This is a genomic window from Roseospira navarrensis (assembly GCF_009601025.1).
Taxonomy (GTDB): Bacteria; Pseudomonadota; Alphaproteobacteria; order Rhodospirillales; family Rhodospirillaceae; genus Rhodospira; species Rhodospira navarrensis.
In genome coordinates this window covers 47,056-67,272 of sequence record NZ_WIVE01000006.1, presented here as the reverse complement: position 1 = coordinate 67,272, position 20,217 = coordinate 47,056, and the positions used below count along the sequence as shown (strand labels likewise).

Below are 20,217 nucleotides of genomic sequence, written 5' to 3'. Positions count from 1 at the left end.
AAAATGTGCTGGCCGCCTACCCCAGCATCCGCCCGGCCACGGCGTCCAGCTTGGCGACCAGCGACGGATCGCGGGCGTCCGGGTGCGTGATGAGGGCGGTCGTCAGGGCCTCGTGGCATCCCTTCTCGCAGGCCGCCGCGCGGTCCGACAGGCGCGGCGCCACCGCCTTGACCAGCGACCGGCCCTTGTCCGCGTTGTCCATCAGCACCTTGATGATGGCGTCCACGGTGACGTGGTCGTGGTCCGGATGCCAGCAGTCGTAGTCCGTGACCATCGCCACGGTGCAGTAGCACATCTCCGCCTCGCGGGCCAATTTGGCCTCCGGCATGTTGGTCATGCCGATGACGTCGCAGCCCCAGGCCCGATACAGTTCGCTTTCGGCGCGGGTGGAGAACTGCGGCCCCTCCATCACCAGATAGGTGCCGCCGCGCTGGTGCGGGATCTCCAGCTCGCGGCAGGCCTCTTCCACGGCATCGCCCAGGCGGCCGCAGGTGGGGTGCGCCATGGAGACATGCGCCACCAGCCCTTCGCTGAAGAAGCTCTTCTCGCGGGCGAAGGTGCGGTCGATGAACTGGTCCACGATGACGAACATGCCCGGCGGCAGGTCGGCGTTCAGCGAGCCGACGGCGGAGACCGACAGGATCTCGGTCACGCCGGCGCGCTTCAGGGCGTCGATGTTGGCGCGGAAGTTCAGGCCCGAGGGCGGCACCCGGTGGCCGCGGCCGTGCCGGGGCAGGAACACCATCGGCTGGCCGTCCAGGTCGCCGAACAGAAGCTGGTCCGAGGGCGGGCCGAAGGGGCTCTCCACCGTTTCCCAACGCGTGTTGGTCAGGCCGTCGATCTCGTACAGGCCCGATCCGCCGATCACCCCGATCACAGGTTTTCCGCCCGCGTCCGCCATATCCGCACTCTCCCCTCGGGTCGCAATGATGATGGCGCATCCTAGGGAACGCGCGCGCGCGGGCAAGGGATTTTCCGGACGCGGCCGGGCCGTGCTCAATCCGGCGCGGCGCGGTCCAGGGTGACGGTGAAGGTGGAGCCCTCGCCCTCGCGGCTCTGGACCTGGATGGCGCCGCCCATCATGCGCACCAGCCGGCGGGTGATGCGCAGACCCAGGCCGGTGCCTTCCACGTCCTCGCTGGTTTCCGGGACGCGGTGGAAGGCGCGGAACAGGTTGGGGATTTCCCGGGCCGGGATACCCACGCCGGAGTCCCGGCACTGGATCGTGACCTTGTCGCCCTCCTCCCCGCCCATGGCGGCGCGCAGCGTGACCGAGCCGCCGGCCCGGTTGTACTTGACCGCGTTGGAGACGAGGTTGATGAGCACCTGCCGCAGGCGTAGGGGATCGCCCCACACGCACAGGTCCTGCGGCGCGTCCACCGACAGCGTGACATCGCGCTTGACGGCCAGCGGGGCGAGCAGCCGCGCGGCGCCCGCCAACGCCGGCGCCAGGGGCACGGGCTCCGAGCGCATGGCGCCCGGGCCGGCCTCGCGGGCCTCGGCATCCAGGGTTTCACCCACGAGCATCGTCAGGTATTCGCCCGACTCCACGATCATGTTCAGGTATTCGCGCTGCTTGTCCGACAGGCAGTCGTCCGCCCCGGTCATCTTGAGCAACTGCCCGAAGCCCGTGACCGCATTCAGGGGCGTGCGCAACTCGTGGGCCATGGTGGCTAGATAGGCTTCCTTGACCTCCATGAGTCGCTGGGTGCGTTGACGCTCGGTCTCGGCCTCCAGCGCGGTCTGCCGCATCTCGATGAGATCGACGACGGCGGCCGCCAGATCGGTCAGGATGGCGCGGCCGTCTGCGTCAAGGGGTGGGCGCGCGGTCAGGTCGATCGCGCACAGGGTGCCCAGGCGAAAGCCCTCCCGGTCCACCAGCGGCTTGCCGATGTAGTAGCGGATATGGGGCGGCCCCACGACCAGGGGATTGCCGGCGAAGCGGGGGTCCTGCGTCGCGTCCGGGATCTCGAAGATGCCGTCCCCATGAATGGCGTGGGCGCAGAAGGCCAGGTCCCGGGATGTCTCGTGCGCCTCAAGTCCCTGGCGGGACATGAAGAATTGCCGGTTCGCATCGACCAGCGAGACCAGCGCGATGGGCGTGTTGAGCAGCCGGCTAGTGAGGCTGGTCAGGCGATCGAACCGCACCTCGGGGTCCGCGTCCAGCAACCCGTAGCGCCGCAGGGCGCGCAGCCGCTGGGACTCGTTCCAGGGGATGTCGGCGCACTGAAAGGCGGCGGTGGCCTCTTTCATCCGGCCTCGAGTCCTTCTCGTCACGGTGGTGGTCAGCCGGCAGCCTGCCCGGGCTCCTGGAAGAATGGTCGATCGGCCTTTCCGCATCAACCTGACTCTTGGTGTACTCCGGTCGATCATACGCCGGCGCGCGGGCGGTTCCGGAACACCCGGTCGGGCGGGACAGGCCAAGGCCGGGATGATAGAGTGCCGGCCCGCATCCCCGCGTGTTCCTTGAGGTTTCGTCATGTCCGATCGCGCGCCGATCATCGGCATCACCGCCGACGCCGAGGAGGCGGGCGGCTACTCCAAACTGCCCTGGTATGCCCTGCGGCAGAACTACGCCGGCGTGGTGGCGGCGGCCGGCGGGGTGCCGTTGATCCTGCCGCACGAATCCGCCCTGGTGGGCCGCTACCTGGACATGATCGACGGCCTGATGGTCACCGGCGGCGCATTCGACGTGGACCCCGCGCTGTTCGGGGCGGAGACCCGGCACGCCTCGGTGACCCTGAAGGCCGGCCGGACGGACTTCGAACTGGCGGTGCTGAAGGGCGCGCTCGACCGGGACATGCCGGTGCTCGGCATCTGCGGCGGTCAGCAGCTTCTCGCGGTGGTGCTGGGCGGCACGCTGATCCAGCACATCCCGGGCGAGGTGCCCGGCGCGCTCGCCCATGAGCAGCCCAACCCGCGCACCGAGCCCGGCCACACCGTGACCATCCGGCCCGACACCCTGCTGGCCCGGATCACCGGGCAGACCTCGGCGGCCGTCAACAGCGCCCATCATCAGGCGGTGAAGGCGGTGCCGGACCCGGTCGTCGTCAACGCCTGGACCGACACGGACGGGGTGATCGAGGGCATCGAGGACCCGACCCGCCGCTTCTGCCTGGGGGTGCAGTGGCATCCCGAATACGCCATCGACCCGGCGGATACGGCGATTGTGAAGGCCTTCCTGGAGGCGGCCGCCTCCCGCTAGTCGCGGGTGAACACCAGCGTGAAGGTGGCCGGGACGGCGTGGCTGATGTGCTCCAGGCCCGCCACCTCGCGCAGCTTGCGGATGCCCTCGCCGAGCGCATAGTCGTCGGCCTGCACCATCAGGAGCTGGAGCGGCTGGACCATCACGCGGCCCTCGCCCAATCGGGTCACCATCATGGGCATGGCCAGATCGTTGCTCTCGCCGGCCAGCGTCAGTTGAGCGGTTACATCCCGCACGGCCGAGTCGCCGACCGGCATCTCCATCAGGCTGTCCAGGGGGACATTGGCGGAGATGGTCGCGACCGGAAACTGGGCCACGTTGAACAGCATCTCGCGCATGCGCTCGTTGCGGAGGTCGATGCCGGTGCTGACCGAGGCCAGGTCGATGGCCACCTCCGCGCTGCCGTCCTCGCCGACGGACCCGGACAGGTCACCAAAGCTGTGCACCTCGCCGATGTCCTGCGCCTTGATCGAGGCGAAGCTGAGGAACGAGGTGGCCCCGTCCAGGGTCCAGGTGGCCGCCCGGGCCGTCTGCGCGATGGCCAGTCCGGCCAGCAGGGCCAGGGTCAGGCCGGCGATGGCCAGCCACTGGAGCGGACGCGGGTCCGCCGCCGGAATGGCGTGGGCGCGGGCGCGGTCACGGTGTCGGGCCTGGGGGTGAGACGTCATGGCGGGCCTCCCTGTGCTTTTTCGGTTCAGGGAGACATTGCGACGGGACCGGACCAAATCAAGATGGGGCCCCGGCCTACTCCCGCAGCAGGCCGCGCGCGCGCAGGGCCTGGATCACCTGATCGGCCAGTTCATCCGGTTCGGCCTGATCGGTGCGCAGGTGCAGTTCGGGGGCTTCGGGCGGCTCGTAGTCGGAGTCGATGCCGGTGAAGTTCTTGATCTCGCCCGCGCGGGCCTTCTTGTAGAGCCCCTTCACGTCGCGCTGTTCGCAGACCTCCAGCGGGGCATCCACGAACACCTCCAGGAACTCGCCGGCGGCGACCTTCTCGCGGGCCAGCCGGCGTTCCGCCCGGAACGGCGAGATGAACGAGACCAGCACGATCAGCCCGGCGTCCACGAACAGGCTGGAGACCTCGGCCACGCGGCGGACGTTCTCCACCCGGTCCTCGGCGGTGAAGCCGAGGTCCCGGTTCAGGCCGTGGCGGACGTTGTCGCCGTCCAGCAGGTAGCTGTGATGGCCCATGGCCATCAGGCGCTTTTCCACCAGATTGGCGACGGTGGACTTGCCGGCGCCGGACAGGCCGGTGAACCACAGCACGCAGGGCTTCTGGTGCTTCTGGTGGGCGCGGGCGGCCTTGTCCACCTCCAGCGCCTGCCAGTGGATGTTGCTGGCCCGCCGCAGGCCGAAGGAGATCATGCCGCAGCCCACGGTCTGGTGCGTGGTGCGGTCGATCAGGATGAAGCCGCCGGTGCCCCGGTTCTCCTCGTACGGATCGAACGGCACGGGGCGGGCGAGGGACAGGTTGCAGAACGCCACCTCGTTCAGGTCCAGGTGCTTGGCGGCCAGCTTGCTGTGCGTGTTCACGTCCAGGCGGTACTTGATCTCGGTGATCTGCGCCGGAACGGTCGTGTGGCCGATCTTCAGCAGATACGACCGCTCGGGCAGCATCGGGTCCTCGCCCATCCAGATAATGTGTGCGGCCATCTGGTCGGCCACCTGCGGGCGGGCGTCCGCCGGGCTGAGCAGGTCGCCGCGGGCCACGTCCACTTCGTCGGCCAGTGTCAGGGTGATCGACTCGCCGGCGATGGCCTCGGCCCGGTCGCCGTTGAAATCGACCACACGGGCCACGGTGGTTTCGCGGCCGGAGGGGTTGACCACGATCCGGTCTCCGGGCCGCACGCGGCCGGACGCCAGGGTGCCGCAGTAGCCCCGGAAGTCCAGGTTGGGGCGGTTGACCCACTGCACCGGCAGGCGGAACGGTGTCTGCGTGCTGGTCTGCACCACGTCCACCTCTTCCAGGAAGGGCAGCAGGGCCGGGCCATCGTACCACGGCATGCCGTCGCCCCGGTTCACCACGTTGTCGCCCATCAGGGCCGACACCGGAATGCAGACCGGCTCGGGCAGGTCGATCTCGCGGGCGAAGGCCACGAAGTCGTCGCGGATGGCCTCGTAGGTCGCCCGGTCGTACCCCACCAGGTCCATCTTGTTGATGGCCACCACCACATGACGCAGACCCATCAGCCGCGCGATGGTGGCATGGCGGCGGGTCTGCACCAGCACGCCCTTGCGCGCGTCCACCAGCAGCACGGCGAGGTCCGCGTTGGACGCCCCGGTGGCCATGTTGCGGGTGTACTGCTCGTGGCCCGGCGTGTCGGCGACGATGAACTTGCGCCGGTCGGTGGTGAAGTGCCGCCACGCCACGTCGATGGTGATGCCCTGTTCGCGCTCCGCCTGCAGGCCGTCCACCAGCAGCGACAGGTCCAGGGCGCCGCCGGCGTTGCCGCGCGCCTTGCTGTCCCGTTCCAGGGTCTTCAACTGGTCCTCGAAGATCAGCTTGGAGTCGTACAGCACGCGCCCGATCAGGGTGCTCTTGCCGTCGTCCACGCTGCCGCAGGTCAGGAATCGCAGCAGGTCGCGCTCGGCGGCCTTGCCGCTGAGAACCGCCTCGGTCGCGGCGGCATCGAACGTGCGTCCGTCGTCGGCCATCAGAAGTACCCGTCCCGCTTCTTGAGTTCCATGGATCCGGCCTGATCGTGATCGATGGCGCGGCCGGCGCGCTCGGAGGTGCGCGAGTTCAGCATTTCGGCGACCACCTCGGCGACCGTGGTGGCGGTGCTCGCCACCGCGCCGGTCAGCGGATAACAGCCCAGGGTGCGGAAGCGCACGCTCTTCATCTCGGGTGCGGCGCCCTCGGGGATGGGAAGCCGGTCGTCGTCCACCATCACCCACATGCCGTTGTGCTGGATCACCGGGCGCGGCTTGGCGAAGTACAGCGGCACCACCGGGATGTCCTCCTGGTGGATGTACTGCCACACGTCCAGTTCGGTCCAGTTGGACAGGGGGAAGGCGCGGATGCTCTCGCCGGTCTGGATACGGGCGTTGTAGATCGACCACAGCTCGGGGCGCTGGTTGCGCGGGTCCCACTGGTGGGTCGCGGTGCGGAACGAGAACACGCGCTCCTTGGCGCGGCTGGCCTCCTCGTCGCGCCGCGCGCCGCCGAAGGCCGCGTCGAAGCCGTACCGGGTCAGGGCCTGCTTGAGCGCCTGCGTCTTCATCACGTCCGTATGCACGCCCGAGCCGTGGGTGATCGGCCCCACCCCGTCGCGCAGGCCGTCCGGGTTGGTGTGGATCAGCAGATCCAGGCCCAGATCCCGCGCCGTCTGGTCGCGAAAGGCGATCATCTCGCGGAATTTCCAGGTGGTGTCGATGTGCATCAGCGGGAACGGCAGCGGCCCGGGCGCGAAGGCCTTGCGGGCCAGATGCAGCATCACGGACGAATCCTTGCCGATGGAATACAGCATCACCGGCTTGCGGAACTCCGCGACCACCTCGCGGATGATGTGGATGCTCTCGGCTTCCAGGCGTTGCAGGTGGGTCAGGCGGTCGGCGCTGGACATGGGAACTCCGGCGGGGTGAGCGGGGCGGCGGGTCGAGCCGGACTATGAGTTCGGTTCGGGCGCGCGGCAAGCGTCTTCGAAAATAGATCATTGTGCAATGTTAAACATAATTAAAAGACATAAATGTAGTGTAAAATGCGGACTCCGTTGAGGGCCCCCGGGCTTGACAGGGGTGGCGTCGAAAGAACAAAATAGGAACACAATGACGCGGCGCCGGTGGCCCGCTTCCCCTCATCGTCAGACCCGAGGCGGCCCCCCCATGAGCGGACCGGCGATCGACCTGGAGACCCTGCGCGCCCGCGTGCGGCGGCTGGAGCGCGGCGGGCGTCCTGTGCGTCCGACCCGGCCGCTGGGGGTGCCGGCCGTGGACGCGGCCCTGCCGGACGGCGGAGACGGGGACGGCGGAGACGGGGACGGCGGAGACGGGGACGGCGGAGACGGGGGCGGCGGGCTGGCGTTGGGTTGCCTGCACCATGTGGCCGACGGGGCGCCCCTGGAGCGCGCCGCCGGGGGTGGGGCGGGGGGCGCGGCGCTGGCCTTCGCCGCCCTGATGGCGGCCCGGCTGGCGACCACCGATCCGGCCCGCACCTCTGGCATGGCGCGGCCGCGCCCGGTGGTCTGGTGCCTGCGCGCGGGCAGTCCCGACGACAGTCTCTATGGTCCCGGCCTCGCGGCCCTGGGGCTGACGCCGGCCCGCCTGATCGTGGTCCGCGCGCCCGAGGCCGCCGATGTGGCCTGGGCGATGGAGGAGGCCCTGCGCTGCCCCGATGTGGGCGCGGTGGTGGGGCAGATCCCGGGGCGGCTCGACCCGGCCGCCGGGCGGCGCCTCACCCTGGCGGCGGAGGCCGGGGGCGGCGGCGCGGTGCTGCTGCGCCCCGCCCGCGAGCCCGCCGAGAGCGTGCCGGGTGCCGTCACCCGCTGGCGGGTGACGCCGGCGCCGGCTGTGCCCACTCCCTGGGGCGAGCCCGGCCGCGCGCGCTGGTCCGTCGCCCTCGAACACTGCCGCAACGGCCTGCCGCGCCACTGGACCCTGGAGTGGACCCATGACACGGGTGATCTCGATCTGGCTGCCGACCTTCGCGACCGACCGTCTGACGCGGATTCGGAATGCCTCCTGTGCCGCACAGGCTGACCGAGCTTTCGCCACCACCGAGGCCGTGGCCGGCGCGCGTCGTCTGGCCGCGGTCAACGGCGCGGCGGCCGGCGCGGGGCTCGCGCCCGGGCTGCCGCTGGCCGATGCCCGCGCGGTGGTGCCGGACCTCGCCGTGGCCGAGTCGGAGCCCGCCGCCGATCTGCGGGCGCTCCGGGCGCTGGCGCGCTGGTGCGGGCGCTGGACGCCTACGGTTGCGGTGGAGGGCCTGAGCGGCACCGGCGGCGCCGGTCTGTGGCTGGATGTGACCGGCTGCGCGCATCTGTTCGGGGGCGAGACCGCCCTGCTCGAGTCGGTGCGGGACCGGCTGGCGGCGCTGGGGCTGACCGTGCGGGTCGGCATGGCCGACACCCCGGGCGCGGCCTGGGCGGCCGCCCGGTTCCTGGACGGTGTGCCGGACGGGGGGGCGGCCCTGATCCCGCCCGGGGCCCAGCGCCAGTTGCTGGGCGGGCTGCCGGTGGCCGCGCTGCGTCTGCCGCCGCCGGCGCGGGAGACGCTGGGCCGCCTCGGCCTGCGCACCCTCGACGATCTGTTGCGCCGGCCGCGCGCGCCGCTGTCCCGCCGTCTGGGGCCGGAGGTCTGGCGTCGCCTGGATCAGCTTCTCGGGCATGCGCCGGAGCCGCTGGCGCCGCTGCGTCCGGCGGTGGCGCACCGGGTCCGCATCGCCTTCGCCGAGCCCATCGGACGCACCGAGGACGTGGCCGCCGCGCTCGACGATCTGCTGGCGCGGCTGTGCGGGGTGATGGACCAGGCGGGGCGCGGGGTGCGGCGGCTCGACCTGACGGTCTACCGGGTGGACGGCACCGTGACCCGGGCGCGCATCGGCACGGGGCGGCCCAGCCGCGATCCGGCGCATCTGGCGCGGCTGTTCCGCGAGCGGCTCGACGGGCTCGATGCCGGCTTCGGGATCGAGGTGATGGGGCTGGACGCGACCCGTCACCAGCCGATGACGCCGGCGCAGACGACTCTTGCGGCGGAGACGGGGGCAGACGGCGCGCGCGACTCCCTGCCGCGCCTGATCGACCGTCTGGTGGAGCGCTGCGGGGCCGACAACGTGGTGCGGCTGTCGGCCTGGCGCAGCCACCGGCCGGAGCGCGCCCAGCGCGCCGTCGCGCCCGACGCGCCGCAGGCGGCTCAGGACTGGCCCGCGCACCGCGCGCCGCGCCCGGTGCGCCTGCTGCGCCGGCCCGTCCCCGTGATCCCGCCGACGGAGGCCGGGCGAACGATCCCCGAACGCATCGGCGGCGAATGGTGGCAGGGTCCGGCGGGCGGCGAGGTCGTGGACCTGCTGCGCGTCGAGGACCCGGACGGCGCCCGCGCCTGGATCGCCCGCGACCGCGTCGGTTGGACCAAACGGGGGGTGTTTCCGTGAGGGGGGATTATTCGGTCCGCGAGGATGGGGCGGTTCCGCCGACCGCGCGCGCGGCGCTGTCCATGACCTTCAGGACGGCGCGGAGCGACCACAGAAAGGTCCCGGCCCCCAGGGCCACGCAGGCCACGCCGACACTGTCCGTGCCGACGCCGAAGCCGAACAGGTCGATGTCGGTGCGTTGCTGGTCACCGGCCAGCAGGACGAACACGACGCCGAGGACCGCGAACAGGCCACTCGCGCCCATGGCCGAAAGGCCGAGCGTCTGGGCCGCCCGGATCGCGAGCCGCCGGGTTTCATGGTCGGCGGCCACGCGGTGCGTTTCCAGCGCCACGAAATCCTTCGGCGAAATCGGCGTTTCCCGGACCGCGCGCAGCAGGTCGGGCAATAATCGGGTCGGCTCCGCCATGGTCCGGCCGCGCGCCCTATTCCGCCGCCGCGTGGTCGCGCTTGGCGACCTGGGCGACCCGCACAAGCGCTGGCAATACGAGCCGGCTGTACGTCTTTTCGTCCATGTTCACGGCGGCGATGTCGTTGCCCCGCTGGACCTCGTCCACCGCCGCCTCGAAGAACGACAGCGCGTTGTTGAACAACTCCTTGCGGGTCTCGAACCCGCAAACCGCCATCAGGCGGTCGAGCTCTTCCAACCGCTCCGGTGTGAGATCGAACTGAACCCGTGCCTTGGTCATGATGCGCCACTCCTGACGGATCGCTTCATGTCATACCCAAGAGTTTGGAGGAAAATCGGAGGGCGTCAAGAGGGTTTCGCCCTCCGGAACCCGGCGCCCGCTTGCCCGTTGTGGAAATGTGAGCCGGCGTTGAGCCGAACCGCTCCGCCGCCCATATAAAGGCCAACCGATCCCGTCAGACATTCCCGCACACGAGGGCCCGTCCATGTCCCGTCCCGTTTCGCGTCCCCCCGCCCGATCCCGCGCCGTCGCCATCGCGGTCGCCCGCCGCGAGGCCGAGGCCCAGGCCCAGGCCCGCGCCCGCCTGTGGATGACCGGCGGCGGCCTGCTGCTGGCGCTGACGCTGCTCGCCCTGCTGGTGCTGGCGCCCGGCCAGGCGCGGGCGCAGTTGTTCGAGCCGGACAGCTTCACCCTCGACAACGGCCTTCAGGTGGTGGTGCTGCCCAATCACCGGGTGCCCGTGGTGACGCACATGGTCTGGTACCGGGTCGGCGCGGCCGACGAGCCGCCCGGCAAGTCGGGCCTCGCCCACGTGCTGGAACACATGATGTTCAAGGGCACGGACAGCATTCCCCCGGGCCAGTTCTCGAAGATCGTGGCGCGCAACGGCGGCCGGGACAACGCGTTCACCAGCAGCGACTTCACCGGCTACTACCAGAACATCGCCCGCGACCGCCTGGAAACGGTGATGGAGATGGAGGCCGACCGCATGGCCAACCTGCGCCTCGCGGAAGAGGACTTCCAGACCGAGCGCGATGTGGTCATTGAGGAGCGCCTGAGCCGCACCGAGAACGAGCCGTCGGCCCTGCTGGGCGAGCGCCTGGATCAGGCGCTGTGGTCCGTGCATCCCTACAAGAACCCGATCATCGGCTGGGCGCACGAACTGGAGGCGCTGACCCGCCAGGACGCGCTGGACTTCTATGACCGCTTCTACGCGCCCAACAACGCCGTGGTCGTGGTCGCCGGCGACATCACCGCCGATGAGTTGCGTCCCCTGGCCGAACGCACCTACGGCACGGTGCCGGCGGACCATGCCGCGCCGGAACGCGCGCGGGTGCGCGACCTGCCGCCCCCGGTGGACGTGACCGTGACCATGACCCACCCCCGCGTCGCCCAGGCGAGCTGGTGGCGCCGCATCATCGCCCCCAGCCACAACACCGAACAGGCCGAGCTGTACGCGCCCCTTCAGGTGCTCGCCGAACTGCTGGGCGGCGGCCCGGTCAGCCGCCTCTATGACAGCCTGGTGATGGAGCAGAAGGTCGCCGTCTCCGCCGGGGCCGGCTACAGCGGCCGCGCCGTGGACTTCGGCACGTTCAGCCTGTACGCCACCCCCGCCGCCGGGCGGACGCCCGCCGACGTGGGCGCGGCCGTCGAGGCGGAGATCGTCCGCCTGCTGGACGAGGGCGTGACCGAGGCCGAGGTGGAAGGGGCCAAGACCCGGCTGAAGGCCTCGGTGGTCTATGCCCGCGACAGCATGTTCGGCGCCGCCCGCATCGTTGGCGCGGCCATGGCCACGGGCGCCACGCTGGAGGACATCGAGGGCTGGCCCGAGGCCGTCGCCGCCGTCTCCGCCGAGGACGTGATGGACGCCGCCCGCGCCGTGTTCGTCGGGGCCTCCAGCGCCACCGCCATCCTGAAACCCGAGTCCACCAGCTAGAGGAGCGCTCCCATGCTCAAGCCCGTCTCCACCCGGATCGCGGGGGCGATGGCCGGCCTCGTCGCGCTCGTGCTGCTGGTCGCCCCGCCCCAGGCCCGGGCCATCGAGGTCGAGACCCTGCAGACCCCGGGCGGCCTGACCGCCTGGCTGGTCCAGGACACCGCCAACCCCATGGTCACCATCGAGTTCGCGTTTGACGGCGGGGCCGCGCTCGATCCGGACGGCAAGGCCGGCCTCGCCTACATGGTCAGCGGCCTGCTGGACGAGGGCGCGGGGGACATGGACTCCCGCACCTTCCAGCGGCGGCTTGCGGCGCTGGCCATCGAACTGGACTTCGACGCCGGGCGGGATTCCTTCGGCGGCACGGTGAAGACCCTGACCGAGCACCTGGACGAAGCCCTGGGGCTGCTGCGAGTCGCCCTGAGCGAACCGCGCTTCGACCCGGACGCCGTCGAGCGCATCCGGGGGCAGGTGCTGGCCGGCCTGCGCTACGCCCAGAACGACCCGCAGGAGATCGCCTCGCGGGCCTGGTTCCAGGCGATGTTCCCCGACCATCCCTATCGCCACGCCGTCGAGGGCACGGCGGACAGCGTGGCCGCCATCACCGTGGACGACCTGAAGACCTTCGCCCGTCGGCACCTGACCCGGGATCGCCTCACGATCGGGGTGTCCGGCGATGTGTCGGCCGAGGTGCTGGGGCCCATGCTGGACACCGCCTTCGGCGCGCTGCCCGGAGCCTCGGACCTGCCGGCCGTGCCCGAAGCCGCGCCCGCCGCCGACGGCCGCACGGTGGTGATCGAGCAGGCCGTGCCGCAGAGTGTCGCCATGTTCGGACAGCCCGGCATCGCCCGGTCCGACCCGGACTGGTACACCGCCTATGTGGTCAACTACATCCTGGGCGGCGGCGGCTTCTCGTCGCGGCTGGTGGAGGAGGTGCGCGAGGAACGCGGGCTGGCCTATTCCGTCTACAGCTATCTCATGCCTTATGACCATGCGCCGGTCTGGATCGGCGGCGTGGCCACCAACAACGCCCGCATGGGCGAGAGCCTGGACCTGATCCGGGCGGAATGGGCGCGCATGGCCGAGAACGGGCCGGGCGAGGCGGAACTGGCCGACGCCAAGACCTACCTGACGGGGGCGTGGCCGCTGCGATTCACCTCGACCGGGGCGATCGCGCGCATCCTGGTGGCCATGCAGAAGGAGGGGTTGCCGATCTCGTACCTGGATGACCGCAACACCTACATCGAGGCCGTCACCCTGGAGGACGCGCGCCGCATCGCCGATCGCCTGATGGACCCGCAGGCGCTGACCACCGTGGTGGTGGGCCAGCCGGAGGGTGTCACCGCGTCGAACTGATCCGCCGGGGACCGTCCGTCCCGCTATCCGGGGCGGGCGGTCCCCGCCCCTACAGCCGCGCCAGCCAGACCACGAGCACGCCCGCCGCCATCGTCACCAGCCCGCTGATGCGCAACTGGTTTTCGGACATGTCGAGGGCGGCGCGGATCATGGCCCGCATGGGGCCGAGGAACACGGCGTACAGCAGGCCCTCGATCACCAGCACGAGGCCGATGGCGGTCAGAATATCTTCAAACATGATGCTCCACGGGTCCAGTTGTATACCAGCGGTGAAAGGGTCCGACTCTCGCGGCCTCCTTCGTGTCATCCTGAGCCGCGGAAGGCGGCGAAGGATCTCGGGAGGACGGGTGACTCCGGGCCGGGAGATGCACGCCCCGGCCCGAGATCCTTCGGTCGCTCCGCGCCCTCGGGATGACCCCCTCTTTTTGGTGGTGTGGCACCTGTCCTGACGGTCAAAACCTCGTGCCGCCGGTCTTCGGCAGGGTTACAGCCGCTACTCGCCGATATTCAACAGCAGGCCCTTGATGCGTGCAATCCGAAACACGCGCAGGAAGAAGCCGACGGCGAGCAACAGGTAGAACACGTTCAGGGCCACCGCCGCCGCCAGATGCCCCCAGTGCATGCCGCCCTCGAACAGCACGTGGCGCATGCCCTCGAACACATGCGCGGGCGGGAAGCTGTAGCCGACCACCTGAAGCCAGACCGGCAGCACGTCCATGGGGTAGTAGATGCCGCTGATCGGCCAGAAGGCGAAGATCAGGATCCACGGCAGGCTTTCCGCCCCCAGCCCGATGCGCAGCACCAGCGAACTGACCAGCAGCCCGATGACCCAGCCCATGGCCAGCATGTTGATGAAGAACGCCAGCAGCGGCAGGCCCATGTCATAGATGTTGTAGGCATAGAACAGGTACGCGAGCGCCGTCGCCGGCAGGATGCCGATCAGGGTGCGGATGACGCTCATGGCCATCAGCGCGGCGATCAGTTCCAGCGGCCGCAGCGGACTGACGAACAGGTGGCCCAGGTTGCGGGCCCACATCTCCTCCATGAAGGACAGGCACAGGCCCAGATTGCCGCGGAACATCACGTCCCACAGCAGCACGGCCGCGATGAAGATGCCCGCCGCCTGGGCGATGAGGCTCGACTCGCTGGCCAGGAACTGGGTGATGAAGCCCCAGGTGATGATCTGCATGATGGGCCAGTAGGCCAGTTCCAGCAGGCGCGGCACGGACCCCCGCATCAGGTACCAGTGCCGCAGCATGATCGCCTGGACCCGGCGCGTCGAGAAGGCCCGCGCCGCGTGCCGCTCGCGCGGATCGGCGGGCGCCGCGACGTCACCCGGCATCGTCATCCATCTTCCGCAGCACGAAGAACACATAGGCGAAGCTGTCGCCGAAGCGTTGCCAGATGTCGATTTCCCGGTCGGTGTCGTCCAGCACCTGGGTCAGCGCCGGACCGGCATCCGGGCGCAGGCGGGCGCTGCGCGCGGCCAGCGGCTGGTAGTACTCGGTCCACCAGGCCTCCTTCGGCAGCAGGTGCGCCGACAGCAACTCGTATCCCGCCTCGGCGGCCTCGCGGACCTTGTCCTCCATGGGTTCGATGCCGGCCCCGTCGGCGTCCCAGAACGCCTTGGCCTCGGCCGGCGGGTCGTCCACCACCCAGGCGATGTCGCTGGCCACCAGCAGCCCGCCGGGCACCAGCAGCGAGCGCCACAGCCGCAGGCCGCCCACGAAGCCGGGGATATAGATGCTGCCCTCGGCCCAGATCAGGCCGACGCCGTCCGGTTCTTCGGCCAGGTTGAAGAACGACTGTTGGCGGGTCTCGATCAGGCTGGACAGCCCGGCGTCGTCGGCTGCCATGGCCAGCCGCTCCAGATAGGGGCGGTGGGTGTCGATGGCGATGACCGAGTGCCGCAGGGTGCGGGCCAGCACCAGGGTCTGGCGACCCGGGCCGCAGCCCAGGTCCATGATCGCGCCGTCCGGCAGCGGCGGCAGGGAGCGGGCGACGGCCTCGGTCATGGCATCGCTGCCGGGGCCTTCGCGCGGCATCTCGTGGTGCAGGGTGAAGAAGGCGTCCCAGTCGATCGTGTCGTCGGTCACGATGGGGGTCCCGTGTGGTGGATCCGGCCCCTACTGTGCCATCTCGCGGGCGGCTTGGCATCCCCCCTCGCGCGGGATCGTTCGGGACCCGGACAGGCTCCAGCGGGCGTCGGGCGTCCAGTGCCCCCAGTGGCGCGAGGGGCCGCCGGTCACCGTCAGGGGCGGCAGCGGCTGGCGGGCCAGCGTGCCGGGGCCGTCGTGCAGCACCGCCACGCCGCGCCAGGGGCCGGGGTTGAGGCAGGGCGCGGGCAGGGAGAGGGTGACCGTGATGGTTTCGCCGGCCGCCGCGGCCAGGGGTGGCGCGGCCAGATCGCTGGCGAGGCCCGTCACGCGGGTCCCGTCCGGCGCATACAGGGGCACGCCCACGAACAGGGCGCGGGCGGGCGCGGTCAGGGTGGCCCGCAGGCGCAGCGTCAGGGGCGCGCCGAAGGGCACGGCGGAGACGGGGCGGCCCGCCGCGTCCAGCCATGCGAGGTCCAGGGGGCCGACCCGCTCGGCATCGCGGAACAGCGGCGCCAGGAACGCGGGCGTGTCCGCCGTCTCCAGGCCGGGATCCTGACATGGAGCCGCCGCGCCCTCGGCGAGGCGGCGATAGACGGCGAGACCGGCCTCGGTCGGGCCGTCGAAGGCGATCCGGCCCCCGTGCAGCACAATGACCCGGTCGCAGAAGCGCGCGACCTCGGCCAGATTGTGGGAGACGAGCAGCACCGCCGCCCGCTCCTTCAGGACCATCATGCGGGCGAGGCAGTGCTGCCGGAACGGGAAGTCGCCCACCGACAAGACCTCGTCCACCAGCAGCAGGTCGGGGTCCGCATGGGCGGCGATGGCGAAGCCCAGGCGCAGGGCCATGCCGCTGGAATAGCCGCCCACCGGCCGGTCGAGCGCGGGGCCGAGGCCGCAGAAGGCTTCAATGTGTGGGGTGGCCGCCGCGATCTCGGCGGCTGTCCGGCCCGCCAGCGCGGCCGCCAGCGGGATGGTTTCACGGCCCGTCAGGGCGGGCGAGAAGCCGGCCGTCAAGTCCATCAGGGTGCCGACTCGCCCGGAGCACGTGACCGTGCCGGCATCCGGGATCAGGTGTCCGGCCGCCAGCCGAAGCAGGGTGGTCTTGCCGGCGCCGTTCAGGCCGACGACGCCGACCGCCTCGCCCCGGCGTATGGTCAGCGAGACATCCGCCAGCGCCGGGACCACCGGCCCGCCGTCCCGGCCGAGTGCGCCCGGGTCCGGATCGCGGCCGCGCAGGGCGTCCCAGACCGCGCGGGTCCAGGCCCGGCGGCCGGCGCCGGGCCTGGCGGCGAACCGCTTGCTGACGCCGGCCAGGGTCAGGACGGGGGTCATGCCATCGCATCCCGCAGCCGGGGCGACAGGTGCCGCAGGCCGCGCAGGCCCAGGGCGAGCAGGGTCCCGCCCGCGAGAGTCCAGGCCACGACCGCGACCGGGTGGGGCAGGGCGCCGGTCCCCGCCAGCGCGCGCAGGCTGTCGGTCCACAGGGCGAGCGGATTCAGCACCGTGGCGGCCCAGGCCCAGGCGGCCTCGGGCAAGGGGAACAGCACCAGACTCGGCAGCAGGCTCAAGCGTAGGGCGGTGGTGGCGCCGGCAGGGACGTCCGGCCACGGCGCGGCCCATAGGGCCAGGATCAGACCAGCGCCCAGGGGCAATGCCAGGGCGGCGGGGATCAGGGCCAGGGCGACGAGCAGCCCCACCGGGTCGAGCGCTCCGCCCGTCGCCAGCACGGCCAGCGGCCCGAGCACGACCGCGCGCCAGCCGGCCCGGGTTGCGGCGTCCAGCCCGCCCGCCAGCATGGCGGCCTCCGGCGCGGTGCCGGGCTGACGGTGCGCGGCGAGCCCCCGCGCCGGAGCGAGGGCGGCATCCACCATCAGGCTCCAGGTCCAGTACCCGAGCGCGGCATAGGCCAGCGGGGCCATGGTCTCGGGCCGGGGCAGGGCGCCCCCGGCGACCAGGGTCAGATAGACCAGCAGGGGCCAGAGCGGGCCCAGGGCCTCGCCGGCCCAGCCGAGCGCGCCGGTGCGGATGCGCGCCAGCCGCGCCCGGCGGGCCAGCGCCCGGGCGGTCCGACCATGGTGACGCCCGGTGTCCGGCGCCCGCCCTCGGTCCATGGTCGTTCACCTCCCCAATGCCCGTCGCCAAAATCTTCGCGTGTGGCGGCGGCCCGGCGCAAGCATAAACCCGACGGCGGCACACGCCGCGCGTCCAGCCCACGAAAAGTGTTGCCAAGGGCGCCGAAACGTGGTCTTTCAACAGGGACGGCGCCCCGCGCGGAGACCGACCCCTCGGTCCAGGCGGCGCCTTGTCCGGGCAGCCATCGACCCCGATCGTTGCCGAGAGACCGGGGGCTGAACGCCCTCGACGACGCAGGCGACCGATCCGCGAGAGCGCCCCACAGAACACCGCCGTCGCGCCCGAACGCGCTTGAAGCATTCCAGGGCCTGCGACGACAGACGAAAGTTCCCGTTTGACCCTCTTCGACGACCTCGGCCTTGCCGAGCCCCTCCTTCGCGCCGTGAAGGCCGAAGGCTACACCCATCCCACTCCCATTCAGGCCCAGGTGATCCCTGCCTTGCTGGCGGGCCGCGACGTGGTCGGCATCGCCCAGACCGGGACCGGCAAGACGGCCGCCTTCGTGCTGCCGCTGCTGCAGGCCGTCGCGGCGCGCACCCGACGTCCGGCCGCCCGTCGCTGCCATGCCCTGGTGCTGGTGCCGACGCGCGAACTCGCCGGCCAGGTGGCCGACAGCGTGCGCGCCTATGGCCGTCACACCCGTCCGTCCGTCGCCGTCGTCATCGGCGGGGCCCGCCCCGGGCCGCAGATCCGCGCCCTGGCGGGCGGCGTTGACCTCGTCATCGCCACGCCGGGCCGGCTGCTCGACCACATGAGCACGGGCGCGGTCTCGCTGGACGCCACGGACACCGTGGTGCTGGACGAGGCCGATCAGATGCTCGACCTGGGCTTCATGCCGGCCATCCGCCGCGTCATGGCGGCGCTGCCGAAAGAGCGCCGCACCGTGCTGCTGTCCGCGACCATGCCGAAGCCCATCCGCGCCCTGGCCGCCGACTTCCTGACCGATCCGGCGGAAATCAGCGTGGCTCCGGCCGCCCGGCCCATCGAGCGCATCGCGCAGACGGTGGTCCATGTGGACGGCGCCGCCAAGCGCGAGATTCTGGTGGACCTGCTGGCCGTGCCCGAGGTGGAACGCGCCATCGTCTTCACCCGCACCAAGCGGGGCGCGGACCGCGTGAGTCAGCACCTGCAGAAGGCCGGCTTGGCCGCCGACGCCATCCACGGCAACAAGAGCCAGAGCCAGCGCGAGCGGACCCTGGCCGCGTTCCGCAAAGGGGGCGTCTCGGTCCTGGTGGCCACGGACATCGCGGCGCGCGGCATCGATATCGACGACGTCTCGCACGTCGTGAACTTCGAACTGCCCAACGTGCCCGAATCCTACGTGCACCGCATCGGGCGCACGGCCCGCGCCGGCAAGAGCGGCACGGCCATCTCGCTGTGCGACCGCGAGGAACGCGGCCTGCTGCGCGATATCGAACGCCTGATCGGGCGGTCCATCGATGCGCCGGACGGCACCCCCGACGAGCCGGCCCCGGCCCGCAAGGAGGGCCGCCGCCGGCCGTCCGGCGGCGGGCGCCAGCGCCCCGCCAACGAAGCCCGTCCCGCCGCTGCGTCTCATCGTCCGGCCAAGCCCGCCGCCGCCACGCGGCATGGCGAGGCCCGGCCGGGCGCCGAGACCCCGACCGACGGGCTCACCCGCATGATCGCCGGCACCGAGAGCCCCGGGGCATCCCGCCCCAAGCGCTCGCGCCGGGGCGGCAATGGCGGTCGGGGCGGAGGCACCCATTCGGGTCGCCCCCGCGTCGCCGCCGCCGCCGACGCCTGATTAGCGCGATCGTTCCGTTGCCCGGCGTGGGGCATGACCCCGCGACCGGCATTTCCCCAGAAACGCTGACGCTCAAGAAAAGGAGACTCCCATGAGCAGCGGATCCGTGAAGTGGTTCAACAGCACCAAGGGTTACGGCTTCATCGCCCCGGACGAGGGTGGTGCGGACGTGTTTGTTCACATCAGTGCCGTTGAGCGCGCTGGCATGGGCACCCTCAATGAAGGCCAGCGTGTCAGTTACGAGATCGAGGTGGACCGCCGTCGCGGCAAGTCCTCGGCCGTGAACCTGCGCGCCGAATAGGCCGGGTCCCGACCCGCGACGCCGCGCCGGCCCTCCAGGGGGCGGGCGCGGCGTTCGTGTGTCCGGGGTCCGGCTTTCGCGCGGGCCCTGTTGCTTGGGGGCCGCGCCTCTTATAAGAAAGGACCGGAACTAGCGGCGGCGGCGCGGAACGCCGTGCTGATCCGGTGTCCGGTCGGAAGGGGATGGCATGGGACTGACGAGATCTGTCTGTGTGGCGGTGGCGATGGCGGGCGTGCTGGGCGCCTGCCAGTATGCCGATCCGATCTATCCCGATCGCCCGCCCGGGTCGGACACGACGGTTCGCCGGGACCTCAGCAAGCCCTATCAGCGCAACACCGTGTTCGGCCCCGGCGGCATCGAACTGTTCGGCGGCGGCGACGACAACCGCCCGTCCCAGGGCGGCCCCGGCATCGGCGTGAACAGCTTTTTGTGGCGGGCCTCGCTCGACACCATCGCGTTCATGCCGCTGACCTCGGCCGATCCGTTCGGCGGCGTCATCATCACGGACTGGTACACGCCGCCGGAAACCCCGGCCGAGCGCTTCAAGGTCAACGTCTACATCCTGGCCAAGGCCCTGCGCGCGGACGGCATCGAGGTGTCGGTGTTCAAGCAGGAGCGCATGACCGGCGACGACAGCGTGCCCGGCGAGGCCTGGACCGACGTGCCGGTGGACGAGCAGGTGGGCACCGACCTGGAGGACGCCATCCTGACCCGCGCCCGTCAGCTTCGCATGGCGGCCCTGCGCGGGCAGTAATACCAGAGGCGGGTGAGTGTGACTCACCCGCCGAGCGGCACCGGCCCTCTCCCCCACCCGGCCACCCACAGGATACTGGCGTTGGGTGGCCGGGTGGGGGAGAGGGCCGGCGAAGGACTCCGACGGTCATCGTCAGATGCCGTTGGTATAAGGCGCTCGCGCCATCCCGTTCC

Annotated in this window: 20 protein-coding genes; 8 read left to right on the top strand and 12 right to left on the bottom strand. The window is 71.2% G+C overall.

Translation table 11 applies throughout. From position 1 onward, the window contains the following. Nucleotides 1–16: 16 nt before the first annotated feature. Both GHC57_RS03840 and GHC57_RS03835 read right to left on the bottom strand, forming a co-directional pair. Nucleotides 17–901 carry an S-methyl-5'-thioadenosine phosphorylase gene (locus GHC57_RS03840; protein WP_153341347.1) on the bottom strand — a complete coding sequence of 295 codons (885 nt, stop codon included), beginning with the start codon at nt 899–901 and terminating at the stop codon, nt 17–19. Nucleotides 902–996: 95 nt separating this feature from the next. Continuing rightward, the gene (locus tag GHC57_RS03835; protein WP_170294665.1) at nt 997–2,253 is read right to left on the bottom strand and encodes a GAF domain-containing sensor histidine kinase; all 1,257 of its coding nucleotides are present in this window, start codon (nt 2,251–2,253) and stop codon (nt 997–999) included. A 226-nt stretch (nt 2,254–2,479) separates the two neighbouring features. Here GHC57_RS03835 and GHC57_RS03830 point away from each other — a divergent pair, with 226 nt between their 5' ends. Then, nucleotides 2,480–3,205 (top strand): gamma-glutamyl-gamma-aminobutyrate hydrolase family protein, encoded by a 726-nt coding sequence (locus GHC57_RS03830; protein WP_153341343.1) that lies wholly within the window; start codon nt 2,480–2,482, stop codon nt 3,203–3,205. On the opposite strand, the gene GHC57_RS03825 is transcribed toward GHC57_RS03830, so the two are convergent. The 3 genes from GHC57_RS03825 to cysD all read right to left on the bottom strand — a co-directional run bounded on the left by GHC57_RS03825 (nt 3,202) and on the right by cysD (nt 6,753). Beyond that, nucleotides 3,202–3,873 (bottom strand): YceI family protein, encoded by a 672-nt coding sequence (locus tag GHC57_RS03825; RefSeq protein ID WP_153341341.1) that lies wholly within the window; start codon nt 3,871–3,873, stop codon nt 3,202–3,204. The two genes, GHC57_RS03830 and GHC57_RS03825, sit on opposite strands and share 4 nt — an antisense overlap. A 76-nt stretch (nt 3,874–3,949) precedes the next feature. Further along, on the bottom strand, nt 3,950–5,860 hold the full coding sequence (gene cysN / locus GHC57_RS03820) for a sulfate adenylyltransferase subunit CysN (protein WP_153341338.1): 1,911 nt from the start codon (nt 5,858–5,860) through the stop codon (nt 3,950–3,952). Next, nucleotides 5,860–6,753 (bottom strand): sulfate adenylyltransferase subunit CysD, encoded by an 894-nt coding sequence (gene cysD, locus GHC57_RS03815; protein WP_246152119.1) that lies wholly within the window; start codon nt 6,751–6,753, stop codon nt 5,860–5,862. Before cysD ends, cysN begins: the two co-directional genes overlap by 1 nt. 277 nt (nt 6,754–7,030) lie before the next feature. Between cysD and GHC57_RS03810 the strand changes: the two genes are divergently transcribed. Together GHC57_RS03810 and GHC57_RS03805 are read left to right on the top strand one after the other, a co-directional pair. Continuing rightward, complete coding sequence (locus GHC57_RS03810) at nt 7,031–7,903, top strand: ImuA family protein (protein WP_153341334.1); 873 nt, start codon at nt 7,031–7,033, stop codon at nt 7,901–7,903. Beyond that, nucleotides 7,815–9,293, top strand: a complete 1,479-nt coding sequence (locus tag GHC57_RS03805; RefSeq protein WP_153341332.1) for a Y-family DNA polymerase — start codon at nt 7,815–7,817, stop codon at nt 9,291–9,293. The genes GHC57_RS03810 and GHC57_RS03805 overlap by 89 nt, the downstream gene beginning before the upstream one ends. 7 nt (nt 9,294–9,300) lie before the next feature. On the opposite strand, the gene GHC57_RS03800 is transcribed toward GHC57_RS03805, so the two are convergent. Both GHC57_RS03800 and GHC57_RS03795 read right to left on the bottom strand, forming a co-directional pair. Continuing rightward, nucleotides 9,301–9,699 (bottom strand): hypothetical protein, encoded by a 399-nt coding sequence (locus GHC57_RS03800; RefSeq protein ID WP_153341330.1) that lies wholly within the window; start codon nt 9,697–9,699, stop codon nt 9,301–9,303. A 16-nt stretch (nt 9,700–9,715) separates the two neighbouring features. Then, complete coding sequence (locus GHC57_RS03795; RefSeq protein ID WP_153341328.1) at nt 9,716–9,979, bottom strand: hypothetical protein; 264 nt, start codon at nt 9,977–9,979, stop codon at nt 9,716–9,718. Between the two features lie 205 nt (nt 9,980–10,184). On the opposite strand from GHC57_RS03795, the gene GHC57_RS03790 reads away from it, so the two are divergent. Together GHC57_RS03790 and GHC57_RS03785 are read left to right on the top strand one after the other, a co-directional pair. Beyond that, nucleotides 10,185–11,636 carry a M16 family metallopeptidase gene (locus GHC57_RS03790; protein ID WP_246152114.1) on the top strand — a complete coding sequence of 484 codons (1,452 nt, stop codon included), beginning with the start codon at nt 10,185–10,187 and terminating at the stop codon, nt 11,634–11,636. A 12-nt stretch (nt 11,637–11,648) separates the two neighbouring features. Further along, nucleotides 11,649–12,992: a M16 family metallopeptidase gene (locus GHC57_RS03785; protein WP_211369114.1), complete on the top strand. Its 1,344-nt coding sequence runs from the start codon at nt 11,649–11,651 to the stop codon at nt 12,990–12,992. A 49-nt stretch (nt 12,993–13,041) separates the two neighbouring features. On the opposite strand, the gene GHC57_RS03780 is transcribed toward GHC57_RS03785, so the two are convergent. The 5 genes from GHC57_RS03780 to GHC57_RS03760 form a co-directional block, all read right to left on the bottom strand. After that, the gene (locus tag GHC57_RS03780; protein WP_153341326.1) at nt 13,042–13,230 is read right to left on the bottom strand and encodes a DUF2065 domain-containing protein; all 189 of its coding nucleotides are present in this window, start codon (nt 13,228–13,230) and stop codon (nt 13,042–13,044) included. Between the two features lie 255 nt (nt 13,231–13,485). Further along, nucleotides 13,486–14,334: an ABC transporter permease gene (locus GHC57_RS03775; RefSeq protein ID WP_246152113.1), complete on the bottom strand. Its 849-nt coding sequence runs from the start codon at nt 14,332–14,334 to the stop codon at nt 13,486–13,488. Further along, nucleotides 14,324–15,088 carry a methyltransferase domain-containing protein gene (locus GHC57_RS03770; protein ID WP_153341322.1) on the bottom strand — a complete coding sequence of 255 codons (765 nt, stop codon included), beginning with the start codon at nt 15,086–15,088 and terminating at the stop codon, nt 14,324–14,326. The genes GHC57_RS03775 and GHC57_RS03770 overlap by 11 nt, the downstream gene beginning before the upstream one ends. Before the next feature lie 30 nt (nt 15,089–15,118). After that, complete coding sequence (locus GHC57_RS19470) at nt 15,119–16,423, bottom strand: ABC transporter ATP-binding protein (RefSeq protein WP_153341320.1); 1,305 nt, start codon at nt 16,421–16,423, stop codon at nt 15,119–15,121. Continuing rightward, entirely contained in the window at nt 16,420–17,202 is a 783-nt protein-coding gene (locus GHC57_RS03760; protein ID WP_153341319.1) for a hypothetical protein, read from the bottom strand. The genes GHC57_RS19470 and GHC57_RS03760 overlap by 4 nt, the downstream gene beginning before the upstream one ends. A 356-nt stretch (nt 17,203–17,558) precedes the next feature. Between GHC57_RS03760 and GHC57_RS03755 the strand changes: the two genes are divergently transcribed. From GHC57_RS03755 to GHC57_RS03745, 3 genes are all read left to right on the top strand, one after another. Then, nucleotides 17,559–18,989 carry a DEAD/DEAH box helicase gene (locus GHC57_RS03755; protein ID WP_153341317.1) on the top strand — a complete coding sequence of 477 codons (1,431 nt, stop codon included), beginning with the start codon at nt 17,559–17,561 and terminating at the stop codon, nt 18,987–18,989. A 91-nt stretch (nt 18,990–19,080) separates the two neighbouring features. Next, on the top strand, nt 19,081–19,290 hold the full coding sequence (locus GHC57_RS03750) for a cold-shock protein (protein ID WP_153341315.1): 210 nt from the start codon (nt 19,081–19,083) through the stop codon (nt 19,288–19,290). A 187-nt stretch (nt 19,291–19,477) separates the two neighbouring features. Next, a complete protein-coding gene (locus tag GHC57_RS03745) occupies nt 19,478–20,044 on the top strand; it encodes a DUF3576 domain-containing protein (protein ID WP_153341313.1) in 567 nt (188 codons plus the stop codon). The last annotated feature ends 173 nt before the right edge of the window (nt 20,045–20,217 follow it).

Excerpts from the sequence above, each read along its gene's own strand:
- GHC57_RS03840 (WP_153341347.1), bottom strand. The coding sequence starts at position 901 with ATGGCGGACGCGGGCGGAAAACCTGTGATCGGGGTGATCGGCGGATCG.
- GHC57_RS03810 (WP_153341334.1), top strand. The coding sequence starts at position 7,031 with ATGAGCGGACCGGCGATCGACCTGGAGACCCTGCGCGCCCGCGTGCGG.
- GHC57_RS03745 (WP_153341313.1), top strand. The coding sequence starts at position 19,478 with ATGGGACTGACGAGATCTGTCTGTGTGGCGGTGGCGATGGCGGGCGTG.
- GHC57_RS03805 (WP_153341332.1), top strand. The coding sequence starts at position 7,815 with ATGACACGGGTGATCTCGATCTGGCTGCCGACCTTCGCGACCGACCGT.
- GHC57_RS03750 (WP_153341315.1), top strand. The coding sequence starts at position 19,081 with ATGAGCAGCGGATCCGTGAAGTGGTTCAACAGCACCAAGGGTTACGGC.
- GHC57_RS03830 (WP_153341343.1), top strand. The coding sequence starts at position 2,480 with ATGTCCGATCGCGCGCCGATCATCGGCATCACCGCCGACGCCGAGGAG.
- GHC57_RS19470 (WP_153341320.1), bottom strand. The coding sequence starts at position 16,423 with ATGACCCCCGTCCTGACCCTGGCCGGCGTCAGCAAGCGGTTCGCCGCC.
- GHC57_RS03835 (WP_170294665.1), bottom strand. The coding sequence starts at position 2,253 with ATGAAAGAGGCCACCGCCGCCTTTCAGTGCGCCGACATCCCCTGGAAC.
- cysN (WP_153341338.1), bottom strand. The coding sequence starts at position 5,860 with ATGGCCGACGACGGACGCACGTTCGATGCCGCCGCGACCGAGGCGGTT.
- GHC57_RS03790 (WP_246152114.1), top strand. The coding sequence starts at position 10,185 with ATGTCCCGTCCCGTTTCGCGTCCCCCCGCCCGATCCCGCGCCGTCGCC.
- GHC57_RS03785 (WP_211369114.1), top strand. The coding sequence starts at position 11,649 with ATGCTCAAGCCCGTCTCCACCCGGATCGCGGGGGCGATGGCCGGCCTC.
- GHC57_RS03825 (WP_153341341.1), bottom strand. The coding sequence starts at position 3,873 with ATGACGTCTCACCCCCAGGCCCGACACCGTGACCGCGCCCGCGCCCAC.
- GHC57_RS03800 (WP_153341330.1), bottom strand. The coding sequence starts at position 9,699 with ATGGCGGAGCCGACCCGATTATTGCCCGACCTGCTGCGCGCGGTCCGG.
- GHC57_RS03760 (WP_153341319.1), bottom strand. The coding sequence starts at position 17,202 with ATGGACCGAGGGCGGGCGCCGGACACCGGGCGTCACCATGGTCGGACC.
- GHC57_RS03795 (WP_153341328.1), bottom strand. The coding sequence starts at position 9,979 with ATGACCAAGGCACGGGTTCAGTTCGATCTCACACCGGAGCGGTTGGAA.
- GHC57_RS03775 (WP_246152113.1), bottom strand. The coding sequence starts at position 14,334 with ATGCCGGGTGACGTCGCGGCGCCCGCCGATCCGCGCGAGCGGCACGCG.
- GHC57_RS03780 (WP_153341326.1), bottom strand. The coding sequence starts at position 13,230 with ATGTTTGAAGATATTCTGACCGCCATCGGCCTCGTGCTGGTGATCGAG.